At 71.2% G+C, this 16653-nt stretch carries 17 protein-coding genes and 1 tRNA gene; 17 read left to right on the forward strand and 1 reads right to left on the reverse strand.

Going from position 1 to position 16653, the window contains the following annotated elements; translation table 11 throughout:
• Positions 1 to 523: 523 nt before the first annotated feature.
• From CP981_RS17545 to CP981_RS17620, 16 genes are all read left to right on the forward strand, one after another.
• Positions 524 to 976 carry a protein kilB gene (locus CP981_RS17545; protein ID WP_150522348.1) on the forward strand — a complete coding sequence of 151 codons (453 nt, stop codon included), beginning with the start codon at positions 524 to 526 and terminating at the stop codon, positions 974 to 976.
• An 89-nt stretch (positions 977 to 1065) separates the two neighbouring features.
• Positions 1066 to 1335 (forward strand): DUF6284 family protein, encoded by a 270-nt coding sequence (locus CP981_RS17550; protein WP_150522349.1) that lies wholly within the window; start codon positions 1066 to 1068, stop codon positions 1333 to 1335.
• A complete protein-coding gene (locus CP981_RS17555; protein WP_150522350.1) occupies positions 1332 to 1838 on the forward strand; it encodes a hypothetical protein in 507 nt (168 codons plus the stop codon). The genes CP981_RS17550 and CP981_RS17555 overlap by 4 nt, the downstream gene beginning before the upstream one ends.
• Positions 1835 to 3574, forward strand: coding sequence for a coiled-coil domain-containing protein (locus CP981_RS17560; RefSeq protein ID WP_150522351.1), 1740 nt, complete (start codon positions 1835 to 1837; stop codon positions 3572 to 3574). The genes CP981_RS17555 and CP981_RS17560 overlap by 4 nt, the downstream gene beginning before the upstream one ends.
• Positions 3574 to 3951, forward strand: coding sequence for an RRQRL motif-containing zinc-binding protein (locus CP981_RS17565; protein ID WP_085924441.1), 378 nt, complete (start codon positions 3574 to 3576; stop codon positions 3949 to 3951). Before CP981_RS17560 ends, CP981_RS17565 begins: the two co-directional genes overlap by 1 nt.
• 26 nt (positions 3952 to 3977) lie before the next feature.
• Positions 3978 to 4211: a hypothetical protein gene (locus CP981_RS17570; RefSeq protein ID WP_085924440.1), complete on the forward strand. Its 234-nt coding sequence runs from the start codon at positions 3978 to 3980 to the stop codon at positions 4209 to 4211.
• A 980-nt stretch (positions 4212 to 5191) separates the two neighbouring features.
• Positions 5192 to 6391, forward strand: a complete 1200-nt coding sequence (locus CP981_RS17575; protein ID WP_085924439.1) for a hypothetical protein — start codon at positions 5192 to 5194, stop codon at positions 6389 to 6391.
• Between the two features lie 93 nt (positions 6392 to 6484).
• Positions 6485 to 8635: a hypothetical protein gene (locus tag CP981_RS39165; RefSeq protein WP_085924438.1), complete on the forward strand. Its 2151-nt coding sequence runs from the start codon at positions 6485 to 6487 to the stop codon at positions 8633 to 8635.
• A 235-nt stretch (positions 8636 to 8870) separates the two neighbouring features.
• Positions 8871 to 9074, forward strand: a complete 204-nt coding sequence (locus CP981_RS17585; RefSeq protein WP_085924437.1) for a hypothetical protein — start codon at positions 8871 to 8873, stop codon at positions 9072 to 9074.
• A gap of 10 nt (positions 9075 to 9084) precedes the next feature.
• The gene (locus tag CP981_RS17590) at positions 9085 to 9681 is read left to right on the forward strand and encodes a hypothetical protein (RefSeq protein WP_085924436.1); all 597 of its coding nucleotides are present in this window, start codon (positions 9085 to 9087) and stop codon (positions 9679 to 9681) included.
• Between the two features lie 9 nt (positions 9682 to 9690).
• Positions 9691 to 10455 carry a DUF6292 family protein gene (locus CP981_RS17595; RefSeq protein ID WP_085924435.1) on the forward strand — a complete coding sequence of 255 codons (765 nt, stop codon included), beginning with the start codon at positions 9691 to 9693 and terminating at the stop codon, positions 10453 to 10455.
• Positions 10456 to 10540: 85 nt separating this feature from the next.
• The gene (locus CP981_RS17600) at positions 10541 to 11266 is read left to right on the forward strand and encodes a DNA cytosine methyltransferase (RefSeq protein ID WP_085924455.1); all 726 of its coding nucleotides are present in this window, start codon (positions 10541 to 10543) and stop codon (positions 11264 to 11266) included.
• Positions 11263 to 12093, forward strand: a complete 831-nt coding sequence (locus CP981_RS17605) for a bifunctional DNA primase/polymerase (protein ID WP_085924434.1) — start codon at positions 11263 to 11265, stop codon at positions 12091 to 12093. Before CP981_RS17600 ends, CP981_RS17605 begins: the two co-directional genes overlap by 4 nt.
• 3 nt (positions 12094 to 12096) lie before the next feature.
• On the forward strand, positions 12097 to 13572 hold the full coding sequence (locus tag CP981_RS17610; RefSeq protein ID WP_085924433.1) for an ATP-binding protein: 1476 nt from the start codon (positions 12097 to 12099) through the stop codon (positions 13570 to 13572).
• Positions 13573 to 14058: 486 nt separating this feature from the next.
• On the forward strand, positions 14059 to 14250 hold the full coding sequence (locus tag CP981_RS17615; RefSeq protein ID WP_085924432.1) for a helix-turn-helix transcriptional regulator: 192 nt from the start codon (positions 14059 to 14061) through the stop codon (positions 14248 to 14250).
• Positions 14251 to 14313: 63 nt separating this feature from the next.
• Positions 14314 to 15681, forward strand: a complete 1368-nt coding sequence (locus CP981_RS17620) for a tyrosine-type recombinase/integrase (RefSeq protein ID WP_085924431.1) — start codon at positions 14314 to 14316, stop codon at positions 15679 to 15681.
• Positions 15682 to 15843: 162 nt separating this feature from the next.
• On the opposite strand, the gene CP981_RS17625 is transcribed toward CP981_RS17620, so the two are convergent.
• Positions 15844 to 15925, reverse strand: a tRNA-Tyr gene (locus CP981_RS17625).
• Between the two features lie 190 nt (positions 15926 to 16115).
• Between CP981_RS17625 and CP981_RS17630 the strand changes: the two genes are divergently transcribed.
• Positions 16116 to 16604 carry a YajQ family cyclic di-GMP-binding protein gene (locus CP981_RS17630; RefSeq protein WP_018090929.1) on the forward strand — a complete coding sequence of 163 codons (489 nt, stop codon included), beginning with the start codon at positions 16116 to 16118 and terminating at the stop codon, positions 16602 to 16604.
• The last annotated feature ends 49 nt before the right edge of the window (positions 16605 to 16653 follow it).

The raw sequence follows: 16653 nt of genomic DNA on the forward strand, positions 1-16653 counted from the left end.
AGGGCGAGGGTCCGGGGGCAAACCGCCGTGATGGACGACGTTCTCCTTCTAGCGCTTGGCAGGCGGTAGGAGCAGTACAGCGGGGCCCCAACGCACGTGGCGAGATGAGACAGATCGCCCCCGAGACGACCGGGTGATGTCGTCGGCGGCACCACATGCCACTGCACCGGCTCTGGAGAACACCCCTAACTGTGCCACCCCGTGCAGCCGCCCTGCTGGCGTCAGAGCAGTGACGATGACGCGCCCGATTTTCCCGGCTCGGGACCGATGCTCCGTGGCAACGGCACATCGGTGAAGCCGTGTCCCTGCTCCTGCGGGAGGTCGGTGTGACCCGACGACATACCTGGGCGCCGTCCTGATGGACCGGCCGGCGGCGCCTGCACGAGATCCGGTCCGCTTCTACCTGGTTCCGCCGCACTTGATGCGGCGGCCGGTTGCCTCCTCCGCCCGTCCCGCGCGTCTTGCGCGCTGTACGGGCGGGGCTGAGGGGAGCCGGAAGCCCGGCCCCGAGAGGGGGAGTTCGATGGAGATCGCTGCCGCCGTTGTCGCGGTCATCGGCACCGTGCTGGGTGCTGGTGTCGTCGGTGTCCAGCAGTACTGCACGGCTCGGTCGCAGCGCCGTGAGGCCCTGCGGGACCGGGCCCTGAAGGCCCTGTGCGAGCTGAGCACCGCGCTGGCCGATCACCGCCGCGCGATGTGGGTGCGCGAGGACCTGCGGCTGTCCGGTGCGGCGCCGGCTGATGTGGCTGCCGCCCGTGAGGCCAGCCACGTCACCCGGTCCGCCGTCACCGCCCCGCAGGTCGCCCTGATGGCGCTGCTGCCGCAGGTCCGTGCCGAGGTGGACGCCGCTGTTCACGCCACGTACGAGATGCGCGGGGCCTCGAACGCTGTCGTCCTGGCGGCCCGGCAGGAGTCGGCCGTCGATGCGGCCGACTGCCTGGCCGGAACGGCGGCGCGCGTCCTGTCCCGTCCCTGATCCACCACCCGCAACGGCCTGCACCCCCCGGAGTAGCCGCTCCGAGGGGTGCCTTTGGGCCGTCCCACTGTTGAAGGAGTACACGACCCATGAAGACCATCGCTGCACTTCAGGCGCTCGTTACGGCCAACCCGCCCGTCGGCGGCCCGTCGGACGCGGAGCTGGAGGTGATCGAGGCGGAGATGCCGCTCATCTCCGCCGAGGTCGAGCTGCTCGATGCGCAGATCGCCACGCTGGACCGGACGCCGTCCGAGGAGGATGAGCGCAGGCTGCGCCGGGCCCGGCGCCGTGTGCTGGCTGCGCGCCGTGAGATCGCCAACCGGTCCGCTGCGGCGTTCGTGCCGGAGGTGGCGGCATGATCCGCGTCATCACCCGGACCCGGCTGGCTGCCCTCCAGGAGGACGTCGCCCGGTACCGCGAACGCACTCGTGAGGTGCAGGCTGCTGCGGATGCGTCCTACGCCGGTCACCTGCGCACTGCCTGGATCCTGACCACCGACGCGGAGGCCGCCGAGCGCGCGGCCGAGGCGAACCGAGCCGACGCGCAGATTGCCCGGGAGATCCTGGAGCGCACGGAGGCCCAGCTCGCCGACGCGCGTGCGACGGTGACTGAGCAGGCCGCGCGGATCGACGCGCTGAGCGGCGACCTGGACGCCATGGCCGAGGCTGTGGTGCTGCTGCACTACGGGCAGCTCCACAGCCTCCATCGCGACGAGGCGGCGGCCAAGCGGCACGCGGCCTCCTTCGGCATCGACCCGGACGCCTGGGGCACGGTCCCCAGCGACCGTCCGGTTGTGGAGTCGGTCTGGCGCATCTCGCCGCTGAGCAAGTGGGCGGTCGCGGACGGCGGTGATGCCGGATGATCCCGAACCTCTCCAACCTTCTGCCTGGTCAGCCTGGTTGGCTGTCCTGGGCGGTCCCGCTTGCTGGCGCGCTTCTCGCCGTCGCGGTGGCGATGTGGGGTGTGGGACGGCTGCGGAAGTCCGCGTGGCTGTCGGGCATCGGCCCGCAGGCGATCGTGGCGCTGGGCGGTGTCGCGGTCAGCGTCTACGGTCTGTGGGGCTTTGCCACCGAGACCGTGCACCTGCCCACGCTGCTCGCGGTTGCGTTCATCTCGGTGTTCGACGCGGCGGAGATGACGCTGCTGGTGATGCTCTACCGCACCGCCGACCCCCAGGTCGGCTGGACGCGGGAGCTGCACCTGATGCACCGCACCGCCTGGACCCTGGTGGGCTTCTCCGGCGCGATGAACGCCGTCCACGCCCCGAACTGGTGGGCCCGGCCGGTGCTCGCCGCGGTGCCGGCACTGGCCGCGTGGCTGATCGAACTCCAGCTGCGCAGCAAGCTCCACAGCCCGAAGCCGGACGCGGACGAGGAGGGTGCGCGGCCGGGGCCCGCGCGGCTGGTGGCGTTGCTGTGGCAGCACGCCTGGTCCGGCCTGTTCGCTGTGCTGGGCCTGGACGCCCGCACGTCTTCCTCCGCCATCGCCCGCGCGGCGATGGCACAGCGAGCGGCGCTGCGCGTCTACCGGCTGCGGCTGGCTCTGGAGGCCGGTGCGCCTGCTGGTCGTCCTCGGGCGGCGCGGCGGGTGGAGCGTCGGCGGGAGAAGCTGCGGGGCCGGGCCCAAAAGGCCCTGGACCGTGCGGACGTGGCGACCGATTCTGCGCAGTCGCTGGCGCTGGTGCGGCGGCTGGCCGCCCTGACCCGCGCGGAGGAAGTCGCGCGCCTGGACTACTCCGACACCACGGCCGTCCTGGCGCTGATCGAGGATCTGGCGGTGACGGCGGGAGCGCAGCGCCTCGAATCCTCCGCGCTGGCGGAGGAAGCCGAGGACGCGCGGCAGCGCGCGGAGGCCGCGCGGGAGGAAGCCGACGATGCGCGGCAGGAGGCGGAGGGTGCGCGGCAGCGCGCGGAAGAGGCCCTGACTGCCGCGCGGGAGGAGCTGGCCCGCGTGCAAGAGGCGCGCGATGCGGCCCTTGAGGACGAGTCCGGGGTGGCCGAGCAGGCGCGCGGTGCGCGGCAGCGCGCGGAAGACGCGCGGAAGGCCGAGCAGGACGCGCGGCAGCGCGCGGCAGAGGTCCTCAAGACCGCGCAGGCCGACGCCGAGCGGCTGCGGACCGAGGCCGCGGCCGGCCTGGAAGAGGTCCGCGGCGCCATCACCGAGCAGCAGGAAGTCCTGTCCTCCCTCACCCGCCAGGCGCAGCAGGCGCGCGACGAGACCAGCGGCCAGCAGGACGAGTTGGCGCAGGTCAGCCGCGACATTGAGGAAGCCACACTGATCCGTGACCGGCTGCGCGGCGACCTGGCTGCCCTGCGCCCGCAGGCTCCGGAAGGGGCCGTGTCAGGGGAGGGGCCGGTGTGGAAGTCGCCGGCCAAGGAGCAGGGCTGGCAGCACTACCTCCACACCCTGACGGCCACCGAAGGCCGTGCCGAGCCGACGGCGGCCGACCTGGCCGAGCGGTTCGGTGTGGACGGCGGGAACGCGCGGAACTGGCTGCGGGACTTCCGTGCCGCGCGCGCCGCGCAGCTCGCCGCGCACCAGCCGCGCGCAGCCGCGCACCACGCCGTTAACGGCACCGCGGCGACCAGCGCAGCCTGATGCCGGCGCCCCGCTTCTGGGACCCCGACGGCACCAAGTTCGGGGTCCCCACCTACCCGTGGCACCTCGCCCCGGACGGTCTGGCCACCCGCGCGCAGCTGCGCGCGGCAGGGCTGAGGCCGGGCGGACAGGAGATCGCCGCACAGATCCTGTGGCGCTCGCGCCGCGCACACGGCGGCATCCGCGCCGCCTACCTCTACCGCATCGACCTGGCCAAGCCGGTCCGGCCGATGACGCCGGCGAAGTGGGCGGCCGTCGACGCGGCCCTCGCCGCCCGCCGCCTCTGCCCTTCCTGCGGCTTGGACCGCGGCTACATCATCCCCAACTCGCTAGGCGTCTGCGTGACCTGCGCGGACGCAACCTCCCTCGCCGCCTGACAACCGCTTATTCAAGGAGATTCGCTGTGACCAGCCAGAACCAGACCCAGACCGCCCAGCAGCAGGGCACTCACCAGTGGGTGATCACTCTGGAGAAGCCCGGCCGAGTCTCGGGAAGCTGGTACGGGGCCTACACCCCGCCCGCCGGCGCCACACGCCACGACGTGTTCACGGTGCTCAAGAGCGGGATCGAGGCGGAGAACCCGGAACTCGCCGGGGCCACCGTCATCTTTTTCGCCCTGGAGCCCAATCAGCTCTGAGCCCGCCTGCGTTTGGCGCCCCGGCCCGCTTCCTACGGCCCGGCCGGGGCGCCGTCGTGCACTCCGAAGGAGCTTCATCAGTGTCTGACACCACCACCGAAGCCACCACCACAACCCCCTCCAAGGCACCCGAATCCGCCACCACCACCGCCGAAGTTGACGGCGCATCCGTACCGATCGAGTTCACCCTCACCCAGGCTCCGGCCGAGGTGGAGACGCCCACCCAGACGCGCGCGGCCCATCGCCTGCGGGCGCTGCCCGCAGCCGTGTTCGGCGCGGAAGCCCTCTCGACCGGATCCGCGGCCCTGTACTCGGCAACCGGGCTGACCGGGGCGCTGACGGCGGCCGGCGTGGTCGTCGGCGGCGCTGCCCTTACCGCGGCAGGCGTGGCGACGGCCAGATCCCGGAGCAAGCGCGGTCCGGGTCGTGCCCGCGGGTTCCACAGCGGCCGCCTGGGCAGCGCGGGCCGATCGCACCGGGCCGGTAACTCTCTTGGCTCCTCTGGCTCTGGTTCGCGTTCGGGTGGAGCGGGCGGTATCGGCCGTCAGCGCCGGGGCAGTGCTCTCGGAGCGAGCAGCACGGGAGCCTCGACCCTCCGCAGCCCTGCCGCCCATCGCCACACTCCCCGCGGCGGCGCAGGCCAGTCCTCCACGGGAATGGCCGACCGGCACCGCTCCTCCGCGGGCAAGGTCGCCTCTGCTGGCCGGGGTGCTGCCGGGGCGGGGCAGTCCGGTGGTGGGCAGCACCGTCCGGGCGGTGCGGGCGGGCTGTTGTCCCGTCTCGCGGGCCGTCAGGGCGGTACCACGGGCCCTGCCAGCAGGGGGCTGGACGCTGGCGGGTCGTTGTCGAAGCCGTCTGCTGGCCGTTCGCAGGGGGCGCGGTCGACGGTGGCCGCAGCCACCGGCCGCGCTGCACGCGCCGCGGCCCGTGGTGTCGCGGCAGCCGGGCGCAAGGCGGCTGGGGCGTGGGAGTCCCCGCGGATGCAGTCCGTTCGGGACGCCGTCCGCAGCGGCTATCTCCGCCTGGCCAACCAGGTGCAGTCAGCGGCCCCGCCGCTGCTGGCGCGGCTGGGGGAGCGGATTCGCAGTGCCCGGCGGGCGCTGGCAAAGAGGGGCAGGGCAGCGGTGCCGTTCCTTCTGCGGGCGGCCCGTGCCGGCCTGCTGGCCGGAGCGCTCGGAGCGCTCGTGTCGGTGCCGGGTCTGATCCTGCGGGGCGTGGCCGCCACGTGCGGCGGGGTGCTGCGGTGGTTGCACCTGGCGCCGCGGAGCGGCAAGCCCTGGGGTGCCCGCTTCACCCGCTGGGGCCCCAAGGCCGCCAAGTGGGCCTTCGCCAAGCTGATGCGCTCGGCGAAGGACAAGTACGCCGCCGCGGTCCGGCCGGACGTGCTGACCGACTTCGCCGAGCCCGGCCGCCGCGCCACCGTCGGACCGGGCGGGGAGTTCGCGTGGCCGGGCGATCATTTTGGAGGGAATCTGGTGTCCGTCTTCCAGCGTGAGACCGAAGGCGTCCGCGACGCCTACGCCCGCTACGAGCCGCCGATGATGCTGGCGGTCGCCGCCGAGTACTGGGGCCTGCCGGAGGGGCTGACCTCGACCGGTGAGGCGATCCGGCAGCTGGCGGTCAACGTCGCCGACAAGTACCCGGCCGATGCCCGCATGGCGGACCTGGTGGCCCAGGTCTACTCCCTGCTCCACCAGGCCGCGCAGAAGGCTGCCGAGGTCGGCCCGCTGTTCGCGAAGGTCCACGAACACGACCTGCGCCGCTACGAGGAGCCCCGGCCGGGCGAGCACATGTGGAACATCCTGGAGCGCCGCCAGGACGGCTCGTTCTCGCAGCGTCAGCCCTCGCACTTCGTCGCGGTGACGCAGGACGTGGCGCACGTCTACGCCCGCTACGAGCCCGGTCACATGAAGCAGGTCGCGGCCGAGTTCGAGGGCATCCCCGGCGGCATCGAGAACGTGGCCGCCGCCGTGCAGCTGCTCCAGGTGCGCAGCAACGAGCGGTACCCGGTCGACAAGGCCGTCGTGGACGCTCTCGCCGATGTCCACATGCTGCTGATGAAGGCGGCGAGCGCGGCGCAGGACCTGATGCCGAACTTCAGGCGCCTGCACGCCCCGGACATCTCCCGTCACGAGGCGCCCCGCAACGGCGAGGAGTCCGAAGCCATGTGGGACGTCTGACCAGCGCCAACCCGATCACCGTGGGCCGGACACCGACAGGTGTCCGGCCCACGGCGCTCCCTCCCGCCACGCGACACCGAGGAGCCGAACTCAATGGCTAGTAGCAACGCCCCGGCCCTGGACTGGGCCTGGAGCACCACCCCCGCCACCACCGCCGCCCTGGTGGCGGGCGGCGCCTACAGCGTCGCCACGGTTGGCGCGGCCACCGGCCTGCCCGCCTCCTACGCCCTGCTGGTCAGCGGTGTCGGAGCTGCCGCGCAGGCCGGTGCCGACCTCTACCAGCGCCGCCCCGCCGGCCACACCGCCGCCCGGTGCGCGGCCTGGCTGGCCACCGGCGGTTGGACGGCCGTCACCCTCGCCGGGCACACCGCCCTGACCTGGGGCGCCACCGGATGGTGGGCGGCCGGGACCGCGGCCGGGATGACGCTGGCGCGCGGCCTGGTCCGCGCCGAGCAGAGCGCCCGCACCGAGCGGGCCAGCAGGCGCCTTCAGAAGTGGGCCAACGACCAGGCCAAGGAGTGGCACGAGCGTCTGCACCGCCTCTTCCGCCTGGAGGAGCACGAGGTGGAAGGCGTCAAGCCCTGGACCGGCGACGTCGGCTACACCGTCCGCGTCCGGATGCCCTCCGACACCCCGGAGTTGCCCGCGGACGCGATCCGGAAGCTGGCGGTGGACCTGCGCCTGCCCAAGGGCGGCGGCATCCAGATCGTTGACGGCGAGGTCTACGGCGAACTCCACATCCGCGTCACGGCCAAGGACGTTCTTGCCGAGACCATCGACTTCCCCGACGACCTGTCCGCCACCAGCATCTACCAGCGCATGCAGATCGGGCTGCTGACCGACGGCGAGCCCGCTGACTTCCCGCTGGCGGATGTCTGCGCCCTGGAGATCGGCCAGACCGGCTCCGGCAAGTCCAACCTCATCAACGTCACCAACGCCCAGGCCCTGCGCACCGTCGATGCCGTTGTGTGGCACCTGGACGTCACGGGTGCCGGTATCAGCCTGCCGTGGCTGCGCAGTTGGGCCATCGACGGCACGAGCGACGTCCCGCTCATCGACTGGACCGCTGACACCGTCGAAGAAGCGCACATCATGCTGGATGTGGCCATCGCCGCGATCAACACGCGCAAGGCGGCCTACCAGGACCTGATGCACGAGGCGAACGACGACAAGATCCCCGTCAGCCCCGAGGTGCCGGCCATCATCCTCGTCGTCGACGAGATCGCCGAGCTGCCCTACGAGATCCTGGCCAAGCTCGACAGCGTCGTCGACACCGGCCGCGCCGCCCGCGTCCGCACGGTCATCTCCGGCCTGCGCGCCACCCAGGACGTCATCACCGCCGCGATGAAGAAGCAGTCCCGGGTCCGGATCGGCATGCGCGTCTCGGATCCCGAGGAGCTGCACCACCTCTTCCCCACCGGCAGTGGCAGGCTCGACCCGAGGTCCGCGGCCCACAAGGGGTCGGGGTTCCTGTCCGCGCCGGATGAGGACGATGTCGACTCCCAGCCGGGCTCGTTCAAGTGCTTTCGGATCAAGCCCCGGGTCATCAACGCCATCGCCCCGCAGCTGGCCGAGCGGCGCCCGGTCGTGGACGCGGTGACGTTGGAGACCGAACCGGGCCGCTACTACGCCAGCCGCTGGGGCCGCATCCTTCCCCGCCTCTACAAGACCAAGAAGCTCAGCCCCACCACCCACCCCTACACCGACATGGACATCCTGTGGCCGCCGCTGGACGCGGCCACCGGCCTTCCCGTCACCACCAGCGGCAAGCCCCGCAAGACCACCGACTCCATCGCTCCGGCCGCGGGAAGCGAGAGCGCCCCGGCCCGGCCGCGGTTCGGATCGGATGCACTGGCGGCCCTGCTCGCCGCTCCCGCAGCGGACACCGGACAGAGGGCGGGCGCTGACGAGTCGCAGGTGATCCGGGCCGAGTTCGGGCGGGTCGTCCAGCAGGCCGGCGTCCCGGCCGACCGGCCCAACCCCGTCCCGCAGCTCCTGGCCGACGCCCACAACGCCGTCGTGGCCGCGGGCGGCCGGATGCACACCGCCGACCTCGCCGAGCCGCTGGGCATGGACTCGCTCGTGCTCGGCACCGAACTGGGCAAGCTGCTGCGCGAGGTGGGCATCGAGCGCCCCGGCAAGGGCACCGTCCGCGCCGGAGCGGACGGCGAATCCAAGTCCGGCTACACCGCCGAGACCCTCGCCGCCGCCATCCGCGCCTACACCGTCCGCAACGGACAGTAACCACACTGCACGTGGTGGGGCCCCCACACGCCGCCCCACCACACACCCCCACACGCTGTGGGACTCCCACACGCCTGTGGGGGCCGGTGACCTGCATGTGTGGACGTGGGAGTCCCACAAAAAACATGCCCTCAAGAGCCCCTGAACGCCCACCTGACGGCCTCTGGGGCTCTCCCTCGGCGCGCGTGGGACTCCCACGCCGAAACCCGCTCACACGACAGAAAGTGACCCCGTCATGGTGCTTTCGATCAGCGGCATCGTCCTGACCCTCGTCATCACCGCGGTGATGCTCCACACCCGCTACCTGCGCCTCGGCGGCGCCCTCGTCGCCGCCTGCCTCGGCTACTTCCTCGCCACCAGCGGCGCCGCCCCCGCCATCAACAGCTTCTTCACCTCCCTCGCCAAAGCCATCGCCGCCCTCGGCCACTCCCTCGGATAGGACGGCCGCCATGCCGCTCACCCCGCTGAGCTACACCGAGATCTCCCAAGCCCTCGACCACACCGACATCTGCCGCCTCCTCGACGCCGACACCACCCGCCTCCTGACCGCCTCCAACACCCCCGCCGTACCCCGGCCCCGCCCCGCCCCCGAACTGGCCGATACCCAGACCGCATCGGCGCGGCCGGCCGCAGACCCCGCCGACCTGGCGGCCATCTGGCAGCACATCCGCGAAGAAGAGCACCGCCGCGCCGCCCAGTTCTCGCCGCCGCCTCCGGCCTGGGCACGCCCGGCGCCGCCCGCCGCACCGGCCGTACCGGCATGGGTGTGGCGCTACAGCGCCCTCGCCCTCAGCACCGGCGGAGCGGTCGGCCTCGCCGGATGGGGCATCGGACAGACCGCCGCCTGGGGCCCCTACCTCGAACCCGCCCTCTACACCCTCGCCGTCATCGCCGCCGGCGGCGCCGCCTGCGCCATGGCCGCCGCCTCCCTGCTCGGCAAAGTCATCAGCGCCATCCGCGCACGCCTTGAGCGCCCCCACATCACCCAGCACATCACCGCCACCGGCTTCCTCGGCCGCGCCAACGGAACCATCAACCACCGCTAGGAGCACCGCATGAGCGAACCCACCCCGTACATCTCGCACGTCCCGTACATCGAGGCGATCGCCAACGCCCTCGACGCGGCCGGCCTGACCGTCGTCGACTGGAACGCCGACGACACCGACCCCCGAGACGCCCACCTGGAGTTCGACCGCCAGATCACCGCCCCCGCCTACGGCGACGACACCGAGGTCAACCTCCTGTGGAGGGAAGACCGAGGCTGGATGGCCGGATGGGGAGACGACGATTCGCAAGGCGGCCTGGACTGGATCGTCGACCTCTTCTGCGGCGTGCTGCCCACCCCCGACGAGATGGTCACCGAAGCCCGCACCATCGTCGCGAAGATCCCCGGCCCCCAGGGCGCCCCGTACGGCCGCTACCGCGACAGCGGAGACGACGACGGCCTAGACGCCCAACTCGCCACCTACCACCGCACCCAGACGTGGCCCTCCCCGGACCAGGCGTACGCCGCGGCGCCGAGCATCAACAGCGAGAGCGACTGGGCCACCCGTACCGCCAACGAGTGGGCGGACGAGGGCCTGGATCGGGAGTGGTACCTGCGCCACGCCGCGGTGCTGGACCGCATCGCCCTGGGCATCGCACACCTCGACAACCAGCCGGGCGCCGCCCACGCGGCCGAGGAAGCTGACGCCGCGGCCGTCATGCTCCTCGACCTGGACCAGGCGCGGCGGGACTACGACCCGCGCGCCTACGTCCGCCAGCAGTACGCCCTCTGGCACGCCCAGCAGGACACCAGCCCCGAGCCTTTCCACTCCTAGCCATGGCTAGGGCGGGCCGCGGTCTTTGGCGAGAAGCGGCCCGCCCTGGTCTCCAGTCCTGATCAGACCTATGGAGGTCTCCAGCATGACCCAACCCACCGACATTCGGCGAGACGACCACCGGCCCTTACTGCTGGATCTGTTCTGCTGCGCCGGCGGCGCGGCCGCCGGCTACCACCGGGCCGGATTCGACGTGATCGGCGTCGACATCGTCGACCGCCCCAACTACCCGCACCCGTTCGTCCGGGCCGACGCGCTCGAATACCTCGCCGGCCTGATCGCGTCGGGGGAGATCGCCCGGTTCGCAGCGGTGCACACCTCCCCGCCGTGCCAGGCCGGATGCGCCCTCACCATCGGCACCAACACGGCGCGCGGCTGGGGACGCAAGCACGTCCAGCTCATCCCCGCACTCCGCACCCTCCTCGACGCCACCGGCCTGCCCTACGTCATCGAGCAGCCCACCGGCAAAGCCCCCGTCCGCCGCGACCTGTGGCTGTGCGGAGAGATGTTCCACCTCGGTGTTCTGCGGCACCGCAACTTCGAGCTGGGTGGCTGGACGATGCCGCAGCCGGCACACCCCAAGCACCGGGGGTACGTGCGCGGCTATCGGCACGGCGTCTACCGCGACGGGCCCTACGTCGCCCCCTACGGGGCCGGCGGGGGCAAGGCCACCGTTCCGGAAATGCAGCAGGCGATGGGCATCACGTGGACCGACGTGCGCGAGGAGCTGACCGAGGCCATCCCGCCCGCCTACAGCGAGCACATCGGTCGCGCCTTCCTCGCCCAGGCCGCGCTGGAGGTGGCGGCATGAGCGAGCATCTGCGCACGGCTCTCCGCCTCGCGAACTACGGCCTGCCCGTGCTGCCGCTGCGCAAGGGCAAGGTCCCCTTCGGCAACTGCCCGGCATGCGCCAAGAACGCCTGCGGTGGCCGGCCGAACATGAAGAACCCCGGCCCCTGCACGTGCCCGGCACCCTGCCACGCCTGGGCCGCCGCAACCACCGACCTCACAACCCTCACCGGGCCCGGATGGGCGTCGGCCTGGACGCAGGCTCAGGCGGTGGCCTACCACCCCGGCGGTGCAGGGCTGACCGTCGTCGACCTCGACGACGCCGAAGCCGTCACCTGGGCCCGTCGGACGCTCCCCGCCACCCGCACCGTCGCGACCACGCGGGGCGAGCACTGGATCTACCGGGGCGCGATGCAGTCCGCGAACGCGGTCCGCGATGACGTCGACATCAAGTCGACCATGACCTACGCCCGGTGGCTCGGGCGCGGCGCTGGCTCCATGACCGCCCTGCCGGACGTCGTGCGCGCTCTGATCGTCAAGGCTCCGGCCCCCGTCGCGCGCGCCGTGGCCGTGCCCGTGCCGGTCGGGGGCGGGGAGTGCCGCCACCGCACGCCCACCTATCTGGCCCGTGGCATCGCGATGGCTGAGCAGCGCATCTCCGAGGCGAGCAGCGCGGTGCACACCACCGTCTACCGCACCTTCCTCGCCGTCCTGTCCACGCACGGCCGGTGCGGCTGCCTGACCGACGCCCACATGGCCCGGTTGTTCGCCGCCGCGCAGGCCAAGGGCGAGACCGTCCGGCACTGCACGGACGCGTGGACCAACGCCCGCACCGCACTGGGGATGTGAGCCATGTCCGAGGACGAGAAGAACCCGGCCCGCGAGGTCATCACCGACTACGCGCAATCCCACTTCCGGTACTTCCGCACCGCCGACGGGACCGTGTACGCGCAGAAGAACGGCCACCCCGTCGCCCGCCCGATCCGCTCCCAGGGCACCACGGGCAGCCACCGCCAGGAACTCATGGTCGGCCTGTTCCGCGACGGGCGCGGCGTGTTCAACGGGACCGCGCTCAAGGAGGCGTTGGACTTGATCGAAGCACTCGCGCTGACCGAGGACACCCAGGCCGTCCACATCCGCGTCGCCCCCGGATTCGACGGGGCAACGTGGCTGGACCTGGGCCGCACCGACGGTCAGTCCGTCCGCATCCACCCCACCGGCTGGGACATCGCCATCCCCGACCCGCGCGAAGTGTGCTGGCGACGCACCCAACTCACCGGGGAACTCCCCCTGCCGGCCAAAGACACCGACGACAAGGGCATCGACCTGCTGCTCAGGCTCTGCAACTTCGCCACCGCGGAGACCGAATGCCTGGCCATCGCCTGGCTGATCGGCTGCCTCGGCCCGTCCGTGCCCGTCCCCGCCCCCTTCCTCACCGGCCCCCAGGGCGCCGGCAAATCCACCGCAGGGCGCATGCTCCTGCGGATCATCGAGGGCATGAGCAGCGACCTGCGCCGCCCCCCGAAGGACGAGGACAACCTGACCGCGGCCGTGGCCGCCGGCTGGGTCACCGCCCTGGACAACCTCTCCCACATGACCCCGGACCTGTCCGACGCCATGTGCTGCATCGTCACCGGCATCGAAAACGTCAAACGCGCCCTGTTCACCGACGGGGACGTTCACCGCGCCCGCTACCGCCGCCCCCTGCTCCTGACCGGCATCGACGTCGGCGTCATCCGCCCCGACCTCGCCGAACGGCTCCTGCCCCTGCGGCTGGAGCGGCCCCGCGTCCGGCGCACCGAAGCGGAACTGTGGGCGGAGTACGCAGAGGTTCTGCCCGTGATCCTCGGATCCCTCCTCGACCTCACGGTCAAGGTGCGCGCCGCCGAGGCGGAGACCCCCACCGACCTGCGGATGGCGGACTTCGCGCACCTGTGCGCGCAGCTCGACGCGGCAACCGGCCTCGGAGCACTCACCGCCTACCGAGCCAGCCTGGACGACCTCAACGACGACGTGATCGAGGGCGACCTCCTCGCGCAGACCGTCCTCAAGCACGCCGACAGCATCGAACCGGGCGCAGACCAGCGCATGACCTCCACTGAGTGGCTGCACTGCCTCAGTCGCCTCTACAGCAGCGACGACCTGCGCCCCCTACCCAAGGGCTGGCCGACCACCGGCAAAGTCCTCTCCGACCGCCTCAAGCGCCTCCAACCGACCCTGGCCGCTCGCGGTGTCCTCATCGACACCGGCCGCACCAGCGAGGGCCGCTACCTCGAAATGACCCGCCAGGCCACCTCGCCCCCACACGAGCAGCAGGGAGCGTTCTGACCCGCAGCGCGCTCGCCGGGACAAGCAAGAAGAGCACCCCGGGCGCGGCGTGCTCTTCTTGCTGTTCGGCGGAACGCCGCCCAAAGGTCGCGCCGCGCAGCGGCTCCTTCTTCACGCTGTAAGGCGCACCGCACCACAACAGACACCACCCCCCTCTCTTTGTCCTAAGAGGGAAGACGCTGCGTCATCCGCGTCATCCAGGCGGAAAAACAGCCCTTGACCTGCGGCTATAGCCATGACGCAGACGGCGGTCTCTGCGTCATCCTGCGTCATCTGCGTCACCGGATGACGCAGCCCATGACGCGCCGATGACGCACCCCCAGACCACTGCGTCACACAAAACCGCAGGTCAAAAGCCTAAGTGACGCTAATGACGCAATGACGCAGAAATCCGCACCTCGGACACACGCGGGCTCTCGACAAGACCCAAGTCCAACCCCAGTCGCAGGCTCCACTACCCCGCTCCCGCATGAAGGAGTCGCTTCCGTGGCACGCCCCAAGATGCTCAAGCTCCCCGAAGTTCTCGAAGAGATCGACATGAGCCGCGCTGCCTTCTACCGCATGCGCGCCCGCGGCAAGGCGCCCAAGATCAGCAAACTCCCGAACGGCCACCTCCGGGTCAGCCGAGCAGACCTCGATGAGTGGTGGGCAGCCTGCGAGCAGTCCGCCGCCGCCTGAACCTCCCCGACGTTCCACAAGGGGCCCGGCATGTGCCGGGCCCCTTTCAGCGAAAGGCCCCGCATGGGCAAGACGTACGACGTTCGTATCTGGGCTGTTCGGCAGCGCAAGGACCGCAAACAGGCGTCAGCCGAACTGCGCTGGAAAACCGGCGACACCCCGCACTCACAGACCTTTCAGACCAAGACCCTCGCTGACGGCCGCCGCGCCGAGCTGATGCGTGCGGTTCACGAGGGAGAGCCCTTCGACGAAGCGACCGGCGTTCCCCTCAGGGAACTCCGCGACCGGAACGACGTGAGTTGGTACCAGCACGCCCGCGACTACATCGCGATGAAGTGGCCGTACGCCCCGGGCTCGACCCGGAGGACGCTGGCCGAGGCCATGGCGACGGTTACCCCCGCCCTGGTCAGGGATACCAAGGGCATGGCCGACGCCAGGACGGTCCGCGCGGCCCTGTATGGCTGGGCCTTCAACATGAATCGTCACGACGAGAAGCCACCCACCGACGTGGCGAAGGTCCTGGACTGGTTCGAGCGAAAGTCTCTGCCCACGTCGGCACTGGCAGACCGGATGCACGTGCGGACAGCTCTCATCGCGCTGACGAAAAAGCTGGACGGGACGACGGCCGCAGCTGGGACCATCCGACGAAAGCGGGCCATCTTCCACAACGCTCTCGGCTACGCGGTCGACGCCGAACGCCTGGCGGGCAACCCCTTGCCGCAAGTCCAGTGGAAGGCGCCTGAGCAGGTGGAGGAGGAACTGGACCTCGCCGCCGTGCCGGATCCTCGCCAGGCGTCGGCCCTACTCGCCGCTGTGCGGTCGCAGAGCCCCCGCGGGCGACGCCTGGTGGCCTTTTTCGGGTGCATGTACTACGCGGCGGCGCGGCCGGCCGAAGTGATCGGGCTGCGGGCAGAGGACTGCGACCTCCCACGCCGAGGCTGGGGCACTCTGCGCCTCAGGGAGACCCGCCCACGATCGGGTGCCGCTTGGACGGACAACGGGGAATCCCACGACAGGCGTGGCCTGAAGCATCGCCCCCGCAAGGCGGTCCGCGTGGTCCCCATCCCGCCTGACCTGGTCGCCCTGTTGCGCTGGCACGTCACGGCCTACGGGGTGGCGCCTGACGGTCGCGTGTTCCGTACACAGCGCGGAGGGCTCATCCAGGACACCGGGTATGGCGAAGTCTGGGCGGAAGCGCGACGCCGGGCCCTCACCCCCGCCCAGCACGCATCACCGCTGGCCAAACGCCCTTATGACCTTCGCCACGCGGCGGTCTCAACCTGGCTCAGCTCGGGAGTGGAGCCGCAGGTGGTGGCGGCACGTGCTGGCCACAGCGTGGCCGTGCTCTTCCGCGTCTACGCAAAGTGCCTGGATGGCGCGGCTGCCGCGGCGAATGCCCGCATCGAGGCTGCCTTGAAGGGTGGGAGCTAGCCCCGTGGGGCTGCCCCACACGTGCCCCACACGCGCTGGTCAGTACGCGAAACAGGGTGAGACAGAGTGGGGCATGCCACCCATAGCGGATCTTCCGGCGGCGACAACGAAAAAGAGGCCCGCGGCCAGCTTTTACGCTGGTCACGGGCCCCTTCTCACCTGTGGCGGCGCCAGGATTCGAACCTGGGAAGGCTGAGCCGGCAGATTTACAGTCTGCTCCCTTTGGCCGCTCGGGCACACCGCCTGGGTTTGCTGCCGGGAGAGCCGCTGTGGGGCGGTGCTCCGTGGCAACGACGTAAACCATACCCGATGGCTGGGGGTGGTTCGCCACTCGATTCGGGAGCGCTGGATCTTGGCCGGGTGGCTAGGCTTGGCAGGCGGTCCGGGGACGGGCCGCACCCCTGACGGATCTAGGTACGAGGAGCCAACTCAACATGGCCGACTCCAGTTTCGACATCGTCTCGAAGGTAGAGCGGCAGGAGGTCGACAACGCCCTCAACCAGGCCGCCAAGGAGATCTCGCAGCGCTACGACTTCAAGGGCGTGGGCGCGTCGATCGAGTGGTCGGGCGAGAAGATCGAGATGCGGGCCAACGCCGAGGAGCGGGTGAAGGCGGTACTCGACATCTTCCAGTCCAAGCTGGTCAAGCGTGGGATCTCCCTGAAGGCGCTGGACGCCGGCGAGCCGCAGGCCTCGGGCAAGGAGTACAAGATCTTCGCCTCGATCGAGGAGGGGATCTCGCAGGACAACGCGAAGAAGGTCGCCAAGATCATCCGCGATGAGGGCCCGAAGGGCGTCAAGGCGCAGGTGCAGGGCGACGAGCTGCGGGTCAGCTCGAAGAGCCGGGACGACCTTCAGGCGGTGCAGCAGCTGCTGAAGGGCAAGGACCTGGACTTCGCGCTCCAGTTCGTGAACTACCGGTAGGAGCCCGGTTTCCGGGTGCCACAGGATGGGGCGGCGCGCTGCGGCGTGC

Source organism: Streptomyces platensis (genome assembly GCF_008704855.1).
Lineage (GTDB): Bacteria > Actinomycetota > Actinomycetes > Streptomycetales > Streptomycetaceae > Streptomyces > Streptomyces platensis.